General features: G+C 46.6%; 10 protein-coding genes. 7 read left to right on the top strand and 3 right to left on the bottom strand.

Annotated features, from left to right (window positions below):
- The first annotated feature begins 201 nt into the window (after nucleotides 1–201).
- On the top strand, nucleotides 202–2,127 hold the full coding sequence (locus QT973_RS19805) for an alpha-amylase family glycosyl hydrolase (RefSeq protein ID WP_333054022.1): 1,926 nt from the start codon (nucleotides 202–204) through the stop codon (nucleotides 2,125–2,127).
- Between the two features lie 125 nt (nucleotides 2,128–2,252).
- Here the strand turns inward: QT973_RS19805 and QT973_RS19800 are convergent, their stop codons facing one another.
- The gene (locus QT973_RS19800) at nucleotides 2,253–3,305 is read right to left on the bottom strand and encodes a glycosyltransferase family 4 protein (RefSeq protein WP_333054021.1); all 1,053 of its coding nucleotides are present in this window, start codon (nucleotides 3,303–3,305) and stop codon (nucleotides 2,253–2,255) included.
- A gap of 611 nt (nucleotides 3,306–3,916) precedes the next feature.
- On the opposite strand from QT973_RS19800, the gene QT973_RS19795 reads away from it, so the two are divergent.
- From QT973_RS19795 to QT973_RS19780, 4 genes are all read left to right on the top strand, one after another.
- Nucleotides 3,917–4,777: an inositol monophosphatase family protein gene (locus QT973_RS19795; protein WP_333054020.1), complete on the top strand. Its 861-nt coding sequence runs from the start codon at nucleotides 3,917–3,919 to the stop codon at nucleotides 4,775–4,777.
- A 160-nt stretch (nucleotides 4,778–4,937) separates the two neighbouring features.
- On the top strand, nucleotides 4,938–5,618 hold the full coding sequence (locus QT973_RS19790; RefSeq protein ID WP_333054019.1) for a Crp/Fnr family transcriptional regulator: 681 nt from the start codon (nucleotides 4,938–4,940) through the stop codon (nucleotides 5,616–5,618).
- Nucleotides 5,615–7,516: a M61 family metallopeptidase gene (locus tag QT973_RS19785; RefSeq protein WP_333392028.1), complete on the top strand. Its 1,902-nt coding sequence runs from the start codon at nucleotides 5,615–5,617 to the stop codon at nucleotides 7,514–7,516. The genes QT973_RS19790 and QT973_RS19785 overlap by 4 nt, the downstream gene beginning before the upstream one ends.
- Before the next feature lie 228 nt (nucleotides 7,517–7,744).
- The gene (locus QT973_RS19780) at nucleotides 7,745–8,218 is read left to right on the top strand and encodes a TerB family tellurite resistance protein (RefSeq protein ID WP_333392026.1); all 474 of its coding nucleotides are present in this window, start codon (nucleotides 7,745–7,747) and stop codon (nucleotides 8,216–8,218) included.
- Nucleotides 8,219–8,723: 505 nt separating this feature from the next.
- Here the strand turns inward: QT973_RS19780 and QT973_RS19775 are convergent.
- Nucleotides 8,724–9,254 carry a peptidoglycan-binding protein gene (locus QT973_RS19775; protein WP_333209438.1) on the bottom strand — a complete coding sequence of 177 codons (531 nt, stop codon included), beginning with the start codon at nucleotides 9,252–9,254 and terminating at the stop codon, nucleotides 8,724–8,726.
- A 517-nt stretch (nucleotides 9,255–9,771) separates the two neighbouring features.
- Complete coding sequence (locus QT973_RS19770) at nucleotides 9,772–11,457, bottom strand: NAD(P)H-hydrate dehydratase (RefSeq protein ID WP_333054015.1); 1,686 nt, start codon at nucleotides 11,455–11,457, stop codon at nucleotides 9,772–9,774.
- A 114-nt stretch (nucleotides 11,458–11,571) separates the two neighbouring features.
- Here QT973_RS19770 and mnmA point away from each other — a divergent pair, with 114 nt between their 5' ends.
- Complete coding sequence (mnmA, locus tag QT973_RS19765) at nucleotides 11,572–12,663, top strand: tRNA 2-thiouridine(34) synthase MnmA (protein ID WP_333231961.1); 1,092 nt, start codon at nucleotides 11,572–11,574, stop codon at nucleotides 12,661–12,663.
- 70 nt (nucleotides 12,664–12,733) lie between these two features.
- A partial coding sequence (locus QT973_RS19760) for a hypothetical protein (RefSeq protein WP_333392024.1) occupies nucleotides 12,734–12,966 on the top strand: 233 nt, incomplete at its 3' end.

Here is a 12,966-nt window from a genome sequence, read left to right as displayed (position 1 = left end):
GCCTCTTTGATTGAGAATGAAACCAAATATTAACTCTCATCCACATAATCCTCAAGGATGAGTCTGCCCTCTCTCTAAAGGAAGATTTCATTAAACCAGTAAATTCCGTATGATGCTGTAAAAGTCAGTCAGATGGGAAAGCTATCTCCGACTCTAGCTCCGAATAACTGACCAATCTTACAATAAAAAAAAATACATCTCATGACATCAGTCACTCCCAATCAAACTTCTTCTCAATACGAAGTTAGCGAACCAGAAGAAAAAATTGAGTCTCTGGTAGAAGAAGTTAAGCCAGAAAGCGAAATCGATTTAGAGTTTCTCTACACCAGAGACATTGAATTCCGACAAGAAACAATTTATTTCATTGTAGTCGATCGCTTTTACGACGGCGACCCCGAAAATAACGAAGGCCCCAACCCAGAACTTTACGATCCAGAAGGGAAAGATTGGGGCAAATATTGGGGCGGCGACTTGCAGGGAGTTATCGACAAACTCGATTACTTAAAAGATATGGGAGTTACTGCAGTTTGGCTGACTCCACTGTTCGAGCAAGTGGAAGCATTATTTGTCGAACAAGCTGCAATTCACGGATACTGGACTAAAGATTTTAAGCGATTAAATCCCCGCTTTATTGCCACAGGCGACAATCCTTCTATCAACCAAACACAAGAAACTAAAGATACCGTATTTGACAAATTAGTACACGAGTTGCACCAGCGAAACATGAAACTCGTACTTGATATTGTCTGCAATCACAGCAACCCAGATTTTAGCGGTAAAAAAGGGGAACTCTACGATGATGGCGTAAAAATAGCTGACTTTAACGACGATGAAGATGACTGGTATCACCACTACGGCGAAGTCACAAACTGGGAAGATGAATGGCAAGTCCAAAACTGCGAACTTTCTGGTTTAGCAACTTTTAACGAAAACAATATTGCCTACCGCAATTACATTAAGTCAGCAATTAAACAATGGCTGGACAGAGGTGTTGATGCTTTGCGGGTTGATACAGTCAAGCATATGCCTATTTGGTTTTGGCAGGAATTTAATGCTGACATTTTAACACACAGACCTGATGTTTTCATTTTTGGCGAATGGATTTACAGCGACCCTAGAAACGATCGTTCTGTGGAATTTGCCAACGAGTCGGGGATGACTATTTTAGATTTTGGTCTGTGCGTGGCAATTCGAGAAGTATTGGGGAAGGGTGCGGGCGCGGGATTTAAGTTAGTCCAAGATGTCCTGAATTTGGATCACCGCTACTACGGGGCGACGGAGTTAATTACTTTTATTGACAACCACGATATGCCGAGGTTTCAGTCGTTGAATCCCGATCCAGAAATGCTGCATTTGGCGATATGTTTAATTATGACGACTCGCGGTATTCCCTGCATTTATTACGGCACTGAACAGTATCTGCACGATGATACAGATGGGGGGAATGACCCTTACAACCGCCCGATGATGGAAAAGTGGGATAATGATGCGCCGATTTACCGAGATGTGCGTTTGCTGTCGGGATTGCGACGGCTGAATCCAGCTATTTCGATGGGGAGTCAGTGGCAAAAGTATCTAACTCCTGATGTTTATTGTTACGTGCGCCGCTATCGCGATTCTGTGGTGTTTGTAGCGATGAATCGTGGCAATTCTGTGACACTTAAAGAGGTGGATACTGAGTTGCCTGATGGAGAGCATACGGAGGTTTTATCGCGCCGCAAGTTTGAAGTTAAAGACGGGATGCTGTATAATTTAGAGTTGGGTTCGCGGGAAGTAATGATTTTTAGTCGCGTCGGAGAACGAGTTAAGGCGAAAACTATTGTGCGGGCGCAGCTTAACAGCGTTAGAACTCAGCCTGGGGAAAGAATTGTGGTGATTGGAGATTGCCCTGAGTTGGGGAATTGGGATATTAGTAAGGGCTACCCCTTGGAGTATATCAATACTAATACTTGGTTTGGGGAAATTCCTTTTAATGAAAGTGCGGGGAAGTTGATTTCTTATAAGTATGCGCTGCTACGGGAAGGACTGTCGCCGCTGCGAGAAAACCTGGTTTGTCGCCGCTGGGTTTTAGTTTCGGAAGGGACTGTGAAATGGCGGGATAAGTGGGCGAGTGGACGCGAGTCGTGATTTTTAATCAACAGGCTTTCCGGCTTGTTTTACCAGTTTTTAATCAACAGGCTCTCCGGTCTGTTCCACAACCAAGTTTCTGTTTTGTGGAACGGGCCGGAGATCCCGTTGCTGATATTACGAGTTTAAAGCGATCGCAGCTTCTGGGCTAAAACATCGACATAAGGTTCGCTGCTGTGCTGGTTCACAACCATTTCGTACCCCCGCTGCGCTTGAGATTCAGCTTCTTGAGGATTTGAAAGCAAATGGACGATCGCCTCGCGCAAACCTGCTGCATCTCCCACATCTACCACTTTGGCAATATCCGGGGTGGCTAAATAATCGACCATACCTTGAGTCCGAGTAATGACGACCGGCCGCTTGCAGGCCATTGCTTCTAGCAAACCCTGCACTCCAGCAGCATATTTATTTTCCGCCAAACAAACTGCAATTACGTCTGCATCGCGATAAAGCTGCACTAAATCCGGCCATTCGTAGAACTTGCGGGACATATTTTCTGGCATAGTATCGGGGAAAGCTTGCGATAAAGCTTTGGCATCTTTAGAAAAACCGCTAATTTTTACGTCAACATCTAAGTCAGCAGTTGCTGCTGCTAGGAGTCGGTAGTCGCGCTTTTCTAACCCGACGCTAACAATCGTTTGTCGCTTTTTATCGCCAGAAACGGGGCCGGGTGTGAAAAACTTAGTGTCTGTCTGGTCTAGATGCACTAAAATCTGGGATTCAGGTAAAGCTAAATAACTGCGGAGGAAGTCAGTTTGAGGGCTGGCGCAAGCCATGAACACGTCAATTTTGTCAGCCAAACCAAATAGTTTCAGGGCGACGCGGCCGCGCAGCCGATCGATATTGTGGAAATGTACAACAATTTTCGGGCGATCGGGCTTAGCCCCGCAAACCGCCGCCACTGGAATGCCAATGTCCTCGCCGTTACAAAATATCACGTCGTCGCTGCTGACTTGCTCGGACAATTTGCGCGCGGCGGCCCAATGTTCGGGTTTAGAAGAAATTTTCGATCGCAGCTTGTCGCTCAACGAGATCGCTTCGCCATCCGGGGCGTGAACGGTGGCATTTAAGCTCTCTCTGAGGGCCCGCAGGACGTGGCGAGGACATTTGCCTAGTTGTGCATCGCGGTCAATTCCATCTAGGTCTATTTTGCGACCTAATGCCAAATGGTATTTCAAAGTATTCTCCTTATATTTATTCTGGTGCTGGCACAAATTATCTAACCTCTGAAGATTCTATCCTCTGCTGTTGAAAGTGCTGGTACGATCGATCTGTCGATTTTAGATTTTAGATTTTAGATTTTAGATTTTAGAAAAATCTGGGGGGTTCTCCCTCATGTGTAAATTTTTTTGATTTCCATCAATCTCACATCTTGCACCATTCTCAAGAACGGGCTCTGGGGCCCGTTCTACAAAAGATAAATTTCTTGTGGAACAGGCCGGAAAGCCTGTTTGTAAAAGGATTATTGACAATGGTGCAGCACATCAGATCGATCCTGTCTGGGGCTTGTATCGCAACCGCGCTGACGGTTAGGAAACCGGGTTTATCGACACCCGCGCCCAAATCCTGTACGAATCAAAAACAGTGACCAAGAATTTCTAGATGGTACCGCCACGTGATTTATCTCGCGCAAATCAATCCAAAATCTAAAATCTCAAATCCTTGCGTCCCCCGAATTGATCTCGCGCAAGTCAATCCAAAATCTAAAATCTAAAATCTAAAATCGAATGACACGCGCTGATCGATTCCAAGGACTTAAGCTTTTATGCTGAAGTTAGCTAAAAAATTTATGTTTAACCTCATGTATATTTCTCCAGAGCAAGACCAAAAAATTCGCTACACCCTGCGCGAGTGCGGTCAAGAAGCTTACAAGCTAGCAGCCGAACCTTTTGAAGTTTCCGAGAAAGGGCCCAACGACTACGTGACGAGTATCGATCAATACCTAGACCGACAACTATCGGCAGCATTTAGCGCTTTGTTTCCTGAAGACGGCAGGATCACCGAGGAAAACGTCGCCTCCAGAACAGCTTACTGCGCCAATTACCAGCGCCTCTGGTGCATCGATCCCCTCGACGGGACTGAAGAATTTATTCGGGGAAAACTGCACTACGCTTCCATGGTGGGGCTGCTGCTGGAAGGGAACCCGGTGGCCGGCTGGCTCTACGCCCCGGCTTTTGACCAAATGTATTTTGGCGGCAAAGATTGGGGATTGTTCCAAAGTGTCGGAACCGAAGCGCCACAGCCGATCGCCCTATGCAAACCCCCGGCTCCGACAGCGGAAAATTGTAAAATTATTCTCGGAGACAAAGACCAGAAAAACTACGCCCTGGCGATCGCCCAAAGCATCCCCGGCGCAGAATTTTACTCGCTGGGCAGCTTTGGCTTAAAAGTGATGGAAGTTATCTTCGGTCGAGCTGGTTTGTACCTGTATCTCAACGGCAGAGTTAAAGTGTGGGATACCGCCGGCCCTTTGGCTTTAGCAAAAGCAGCCGGATTGGTTTGTTGCGACTTGCAAGGTCAACCGCTGAGGTGGAGTAAAGATGCGATCGAGCCGGAAACTCTGGCCCACAGGCAGTCAATCGCGATCGGCTGGCCGGAATACATAGAACCTCTGTTGGGTAAAGTTCAAAAGGCAGTGGCAGGCTTGTAAACCCGTTTAAGATTAAAGAATCTGCCAATTTTACGTGAACCGGGCCTGTCCACCCTTATGATCAATTAAAGGAGCAACGGATTGTTTGTGTTCCCAAACATCGATCGTTCCCTAGCTGTTGGGTGTCGCCTAATCATATTTCCCACCTCCGCGAGTTTGCATGAAGACAGAAGCTTTCAGTGAGCTATTCCCTCTATTTAAGGGTGCTAACCCAGAAACCTTGGGAGGGCTGCTATCAAATGCCGTCAAGCATGAGTATCCCCCGGGCCGAGCTGTGGTGATGGAGGATTCTTGGGGCAACGCGATTTACTTTGTCGTGTCTGGCTGGGTAAAAGTCCGCCGCTTGTCAAACGATCGAGCTGTATCAATGGCTATTTTAGGACGGGGTGCCTTCTTCGGCGAAATGGCCATTCTGGACGAATCTCCCCGATCGAATGACGTACTTGCTCTATCGCCCGTGCGACTTCTCAGCGTCACAGCTCAGCGATTTATCCAAACCCTGTTTAAAGACCCGCAATTGCACCACCGGATGCTGCAACTGATGGTGCGGCGACTCCGCCAAACCAATCTCCGCTATCAACTCCGAAACCGCCAGCCTGCGGTTAAACTAGCAAATACTTTAGTCGAGCTGGCAGAAAACTACGGTCAGAAAACTGCTGAGGGCAAAGATATCTTCAATATTCCTTATGAAGACTTAGCTGATGTCACAGATATCACCCTAGATGAAACCAGCAAAATTATGGAAAAACTCGATAGTAAAGGTTGGATCAAAATCGATCCAGACCACCAAACTATCCATTTGCTCAACCTCAAGCACTTGATTAATTTGGCAAGTCAATGACTGATGTTACTTCTTTGGATACCTCGTCCGCTGCCGGCAACCGTGAGGGGCAACTAACAGCACCGACAATTCAATATTCGGTGGCGATGCCCAATCCTGAATCCCATCTCTTTGAAGTAACTTTGCGCGTGCAAGGTTGGTCGGAGTCGGTTCTGGATTTAAAAATGCCTGTCTGGACTCCCGGTTCTTACTTGGTTCGAGAGTACGCCCGCCACCTGCAAGATTTTAGCTCGCTATCGGGCGATCGAGCTTTACCTTGGCGCAAGCTCAGCAAAAATCACTGGCAAATCGAGACCAATTCGGTGTCAGATATCACGGTTCGCTACCGCATTTTTGCCAACGAACTGACAGTGCGAACCAATCATTTAGACTCGACTCACGGTTATTTCAATCCGGCGGCTTTGTGCTTTTTCTTGCCCGGTTTTGAGAGCAACTGCTACACCGTAACCGTTGTGCCGCCGCAGCCGGAATGGCGCACCGTTACTACTTTGCCGCCTGTTTCTGGCCAAAATCTTACTTTCGCTGCTGCGGATTTTGATACCCTTGTCGATAGTCCTTTTGAGATTGGCTGTCACGAAGTGTACGAGTTTGAAGTGATGGGAAAACCCCACCAGCTAGTTGTTTGGGGGAAAGGCAATTTAGAACCCGATCGCACGATTCGAGACATCCAAAAAGTGATCGAAGTTGAGGCAAAAATGTTCGGCGGTTTGCCTTACGAACGCTATGTGTTTTTCCTACATTTGTCCGGCTCTGGTTTTGGCGGTTTGGAACACAAGGAGAGTTGCACTCTCAACTATCCGCGTTTTGGTTTTCGGGCTAAGGAAAAGTATGAACGCTTTATTCAGTTGGTAGCTCACGAGTTTTTTCACCTGTGGAATGTCAAGCGCATTCGACCGAAAGCTCTCGAAGTATTTGACTACGAAAAAGAGAATTATACTCCTTCTTTATGGTTCTCTGAAGGCACTACAAGTTATTACGATTTGGTGATTCCTTTTCGCTCAGGTCTCTACAGCGTGAAAGGTTTTTTCCAAGGTATGGCTAAGGAAATTACTCGCTTGCAGACGACTCCGGGGCGGAGTGTACAGCCTGTGAGCGAGTCGAGCTGGGATGCTTGGATTAAACTTTATCGCCGGGATTCTAACAGCGACAACTCGCAGATTTCCTATTATTTGAAAGGGGAAGTTGTTTCGTTTTTGCTCGATTTGTTGATTCGCGCCAAACACGGCAATGAGCGATCGCTCGACGACGTGATGCGTTTGATGTGGCAGAAGTTTGGCAATGCTAATTCTGCCCAAAACGGCGATTTTGACCTGAAGTCGGAAACAGACGGCAAATCGGCGCATTTAACCTCAAACGGACACTTAAATTCTCCTTCGCTACCCGCAGAAATAGGCTTTACTCCAGAACAGTTGCAAAGTGCGATCGAGTCCGTCGCCGGCATCGATTTGAGCGACTTTTTCGCGCGCTATATAGACGGCACAGAAGAGTTGCCTTACAACAAATATCTGGAACCTTTCGGGCTGGAACTCACCGCAACTGAAACTAGCGAAATACCTCGCATCGGTTGGACGTTGGGAACGGAAAACGGGCGGGAAATGGTTAAATTTGTCGAAGTAGGATCTCCGGCACAATTGGCCGGAATTGATGCTGGGGACGAGTTGCTGGCGATCGAAGGTTTTCGTGTAAATTCTGAACAAGCGGGCGAGAGACTAAAAGATTTCAAGCCTGGGGATATCGTCTCGGTGACAGTTTTTCACCAAGACGAACTGCGGACTTGTCCTGTTACTCTCGCCCCGCCGCGCCCGATGCGTTACTCGATCGTGCCGGTGGAACAGCCCACTGCTATTCAGAAACAAAACTTTACTGGATGGCTGGGAGTTCCTTTATCGAAATTGTGACCTAACAGAAGGTGAACGGGAAAGAAAAGACCAGAAGAAATCAAGCTCAATTCCCAATTCCCAATTCCGCTAGCATCCTCCTGGTAAAATTGAATCACCCGTCAATACTCAACTATCATTCAGTTTTTCGACTGACAGTTAACAGTCAACAGTCAACAGTCAACAGTCAACAGTCAACAATAATTCCGGTTGCACCGGAATTAATATTACCAATTACCCATTTTGATTATGCAAACCCCACCTCCTCCATCAATTACGCCCCGCCAAATGAATCTGCTGAGAATTGTTGCTTCTATGGCCTGGGCTGACGGCGAACTCGCCACAGAAGAAGTTAATTTAATGCTCGATCGCTTTTGTCGTTTGTTTGCCCCAGATACCGACGGACAACAAATGCAACAAGAATTGCGGGATTACATCATGCAAAATATCCCCCTTGACGAGTTGATCTGCCAACTAGAAACTCAAGATGAAAAGGAATTAGTGTTGCAACTCGGCTATGAAGTTATTTCCTCTAGTTCTCGTACTCCCGATGAACCAAAAATTAACGCTGAAGAAGCCGCAGCTTATCAAAAATTAGTGCAGTTGCTGAATCTTTCAGAGGATGTGGTCAAGCGTATTGAAGCTGAATCATCGGCTGCAGATACTTCAGAGGGAATTGTCGAGAAGATGGCTCAAAAATTAGAAAAGTTCATCAAAGGCTAGTTCGGGACTTGCGTGCGCTTGGCTTAAAAACCCGGTTGATTTCTAGATTTCTCGTTACTCAACCTGGAATTTTTCGTAGAAACCGGGAATAAGCCTGCCATCGGTAAGTCTTGTTAGGTAAGTATCGAAATAATATTTTTCTGAGTGCAACTATTTACAACTAAATCAGAAGGGAAATAAACCGGATTGTGGCTCCCAATTTCCTAAGATATACTAACAAAAAAACACGGAAAAGTCGAGAATATTTTTCATCGCCTGGAACGGTAACAGAATTTGCGTGAAGCGAAGCTATCCCGCAGGGAATCAATCGCCATTCCCGCGCGCTGCCTTACCCTTAACGAGAATTAGGGACTTAGGCAAAGCCTAAATCCCTAATTGATCTACAGATTTTTTGCGATTACTGAAAGTGATATCGTTTCCGGTTGCATCAGAATAATAAAATCGAGTCAACAGTCAACAGTCATTTCGCTCGTACAACCGGAATTGATATGAATCCAACCAGTCATTAGTGCGGTAACTTGCTGAGGGCGTGCCAAGTTCTGTAGCCGACAATTCCATCTTGCGGTAAAGCCATGCTCAGTTGCAATTGTCGCACTGCTACATTTGTCATCGGCCCGAATAATCCGTCAATGAATCCGAAATAGTATCCATTGATTTTCAAGACATTCTGAACAATTTTAACAGCATTACCAGAACTGCCCTTCATGACGATCGGCATATTCACAGGTGCACCAGAGTATAGTGCTTCCCAAGTGAGAGGGCCGACAATCCCATCTTCTTTTAAAAAGACGCGGTGTTGATAGCCTATGACCCCGTTGTAAACTTGGACGCCGAAAATACCGTCAATCGACCCGAAATAATAACCCCAATGAAATAGAAGCTGTTGTAGTTCCTTGACAGCTTGACCTGTTGAACCCCTTTGCAAAGTCGGTTTGTTTACTCCAGTGGTTTCAGCAAATGCAAGAGTTGATTGAGCAGTAGTATCGGCGACGAGAGCCATAGTTTCATTGTTCAAGCTTCTTTCTTCGGTGTACATAATGTGGTTCCTCTCAATATTTAAGTTTTGGTGTTTGATATTTCAGGTATAACTGGTGGGATTTGTGGATGCACAGTCACTTTTTAGAGTGTCACTCATGTGAGTGTCGCTCGTTTGAGTTACCCGTTGGTTTGTCGTAACTGAGATATTGCACCATTCTCAATTAGCCCTAGGGGCGGGTTCGCCAACAGCCTTAAAGCTTGCAAATAGGTTCTATAAACCCGCCCGACCCCACGAAAAATCCTCTTATTGATATTGCTGCAAGATGTCAGTCGTAAGGAATGCAAGTTGTAATATCTTTATGAGGACTTCCGTTGTCAATACAAACCAAGGGCTAAGGTGCGCGGTGCACACCTACCCAATACAAAGATGGGGGGTACGCACTCTACCAACTCATGTCGATTGTTTACTTAGGAATGAGAATTAAATAACTTGCATTTTTTGTAGGTTGGGCCCGTGGAACGAACCCTCCGTTTCACTCCACCCAACGCCACGCTTGATTGTTGGGTTTCGTTCCTCAACCCAACCTACGGAAGTTATTTAATCCACGATCCTTAGCAAATTCTCGCAATGTTGGAATTAAATACTGTGTCAAAGTAAAGGCATCTACTCCTAATTCCGTCCGTTCTTTAGCAGCCATGATTCCGGCTTGAGCGTGCCACCAAGCTGCTGTTACAGCAACTGATTTGGGGGGGGATTTGCGGGCGATCGCACTTGCTAATAGTCCCCCTAACAAGCCTGTGAGAACGTCGCCGCTGCCCCCTCTGGCGAGGGCTGGGGTGCTTTCGGGATTGAGGTAGGTGATGGTACGTGAAGCGTCGCTACCCTGTAGGGAATCGTCCTCATCCTTCCAACTTATGCAAACTCTGGCTCCTTTGAGCAATACCGTTGCGCCGCAAAGCTGAGCTGCTGCTTGAGTGGCGGCAATTCGATCGTCGCCGGTTTCGTCGGCTAATTCGGGAAATAAACGCTTGAATTCGCCCGGATGAGGCGTGATAATTGTCAGTGCTGAGCGTTCGGACAAAATCGGGACTGTGCCGAGTTGAGCGAGGATATTTAAACCGTCAGCATCTAAAACCAGAGGTCGATCGCTCTCCAGTACAGATTCTACAGCTATTGCCGCTTCCAATGTCAGACCTGGCCCTGCGGCGATCGCATCATAAGAACTCAAATCAATTGCTACTGGTAACTCGCTAATTGCACCGCTTTGGGTTTCGGGACATCCTATAACTAATGCCTCTGGCAACTGACAGCTCAACATCGGTTTAAGCGACTCAGGAACAGCAATGGATAGCATTCCGATGCCGCTTGCTCTTGCTCCCAAGGCTGCCAAAATTGCTGCTCCGCTGTAGCGGCGGGAACCTGCAATAATTAGTATGTTACCGTTGGTATATTTGTGCGAAATTGGCGATCGGGGTAACGGCAAATGCTGAGTTGCCGAGGCTTTTGTAATGCGTTGTATTGCTGGCGTTTCGCCCAATATTGCTGCAATATCTGCTGTGGGAATATCAAAATCAATTAATTCGGAAATGCCGATATATTCTAACGCTCTGTCTTGCAGAAATGCCATTTTCCACAATCCCAAACATAATGTATGTTTTGCCCTAATTGCCGTTCCCAAAACTTCTCCTGTATCTGTATGAATTCCCGAAGGAATGTCTATACTTAAAATTGGTATATTTAAATTATTTATTTCGTCAATAGCTGCTGCGCTAGCGTTAGTAATTTCTCGTTCTAATCCAAATCCAAATAAACCATCTACGAGCAACTCACAGTTTTTCAGCCCTTCAACTTTATCAATAAATGGAATATTTAAAGAACGCGCATAATCAGCGTGAGTTTTCGTGAGTTCCTTAAGTTTAGAAAACGGGCAGTAAATAACTACTTGGAACCCTTGAAAGTGCAATTCGCGGGCAACAACCAAAGCATCGCCGCCGTTGTGTCCGGGCCCAACCAATACGCCGATAACTGGCAATAGAGAATTAACAAGCTTTTTCCCTTCTTCCCTTTTCCTTCTATCCGTTAAATCCCGTACACTGCTAGTTGCCGAACTTCCTTCCGCTTTCAAAAGCTGCTGAATGCGTCTAGCAATCAGTCCCGCGACTTTTTCCATTAAAGCTGCGACTGGCATTCCCGCAGCAAAAATTCTCGTTTCTATTTGCCGCATTTGGTCGGCGGTGACAACAAATTTTTGAATGGTCATATTAATGCTAAAATTTCAGCTAACAGCAGCAGTGGCAATTTGTAGTATACTTGTGGTATAATAAATTAGCTCGATCGAACAAAGTAACAGTAAAATAGCAATTTCTCCCCAACCATGAACAAGATTGTTGTAGGCCTCTCCGGCGGGGTCGATAGTTCCGCAGCAGCCGCAATTTTACACCATCAAGGATATGAAGTGGTGGGTTTAACGCTGTGGTTGATGAAGGGCAAAGGCCAGTGCTGCTCTGAGGGAATGGTCGATGCCGCTAAAATTTGCGAAGATTTGGGCGTTCCCCACCACATTGTTGACAGCCGCGAGGTCTTTCAGGCAAGTATTATTGATTATTTGGTGGAGGGTTACAGTGCAGGAGTTACACCTCTGCCTTGTTCGCAGTGCAATAAAACTGTGAAGTTCGGGCCGATGCTTAAGTTTGCTCGCGAAGAACTCGGAATTGAAAAAATCGCTACAGGCCACTACGCTAGGATTACTTACGATGCTGCTACTGGTCGCTATCAGTTGCTGCGGGCGATCGACCCTGCGAAAGATCAGTCTTATTTCCTGTACGATCTAACACAGGATTTGTTGGCGGGTACGGAGTTTCCTTTGGGGGAAATTACCAAGACAGAAACTCGCAGAATCGCGGCAGAATTTGGCTTGACAACTGCGGATAAGCCGGAAAGTCAGGATTTGTGCTTGGTGGAAAGTAACGGTTCGATGCGGGCTTTTCTGGATAAGTACATTGCGCCACAAAAGGGTGACATTGTGGACAAGTCAGGGCGGGTGCTCGGACAGCATGACGGTGTTCACCACTACACCATCGGCCAGCGGAAAGGACTTGGGATTGCTGCACCGGAACCGCTGTATGTGATTGAACTTGATGCTGCTGGCAATCGGGTAATTGTGGGCGATCGACAGTTGGCAGTAGAATCTGAATGTACAGTCCAGAAAGTGAATTGGGTTTCTGTAGCTGCACCGACGACTCCGATTCGGGCTCAGGTACAGATTCGATATCGATCGCAACCCGTCCCGGCTACAATTATTCCTGTAGAATCCTCCCAAGCAGAGGAAAAAGTCGGCGGTACAAGAGTTAAGTTGATTTTTGACGAACCGCAGTTGAGCATTACCCCCGGACAAGCGGCTGTTTGGTATGACGGCGATGTGCTGTTGGGCGGTGGCATTATCGAAAGAAACCAAGTCCCAAATTAAGGCAAGGGGCGGGCTAGAAGCCCAACCCCTACTCCCCACAAGAAACTTCCCACAAGAAAATTCACTCTTTGTGGAACAGGCCGAAAAGCCTGTTCCCAGAAGCCCACAAGAAACTTCACTCTTTGTGGAACAGGCCGAAAAGCCTGCTTGTGATACCCACCTACAAAAAAACTCACTCTTTGTGGAACAGGCCGAAAAGCCTGTTCCCAGAAGCCCACAAGAAAATTCACTCTTTGTGGAACAGGCCGAAAAGCCTGTTCCCAGAAGCCCACAAGAAAATTCACTCTTTGTGGAACAGGCCGA

It is taken from the genome of Microcoleus sp. Z1_A1 (genome assembly GCF_036700305.1).
In the GTDB taxonomy this organism is placed as follows: Bacteria; Cyanobacteriota; Cyanobacteriia; order Cyanobacteriales; family Microcoleaceae; genus Microcoleus.
The sequence above is the reverse complement of the archived record's forward strand: the minus strand, read 5'-3'. Positions and strand labels throughout refer to the sequence as shown.

Excerpts from the sequence above, each read along its gene's own strand:
- QT973_RS19805 (WP_333054022.1), top strand. The coding sequence starts at position 202 with ATGACATCAGTCACTCCCAATCAAACTTCTTCTCAATACGAAGTTAGC.
- QT973_RS19795 (WP_333054020.1), top strand. The coding sequence starts at position 3,917 with ATGTTTAACCTCATGTATATTTCTCCAGAGCAAGACCAAAAAATTCGC.
- QT973_RS19790 (WP_333054019.1), top strand. The coding sequence starts at position 4,938 with ATGAAGACAGAAGCTTTCAGTGAGCTATTCCCTCTATTTAAGGGTGCT.
- QT973_RS19785 (WP_333392028.1), top strand. The coding sequence starts at position 5,615 with ATGACTGATGTTACTTCTTTGGATACCTCGTCCGCTGCCGGCAACCGT.
- QT973_RS19780 (WP_333392026.1), top strand. The coding sequence starts at position 7,745 with ATGCAAACCCCACCTCCTCCATCAATTACGCCCCGCCAAATGAATCTG.
- QT973_RS19775 (WP_333209438.1), bottom strand. The coding sequence starts at position 9,254 with ATGTACACCGAAGAAAGAAGCTTGAACAATGAAACTATGGCTCTCGTC.
- QT973_RS19770 (WP_333054015.1), bottom strand. The coding sequence starts at position 11,457 with ATGACCATTCAAAAATTTGTTGTCACCGCCGACCAAATGCGGCAAATA.
- mnmA (WP_333231961.1), top strand. The coding sequence starts at position 11,572 with ATGAACAAGATTGTTGTAGGCCTCTCCGGCGGGGTCGATAGTTCCGCA.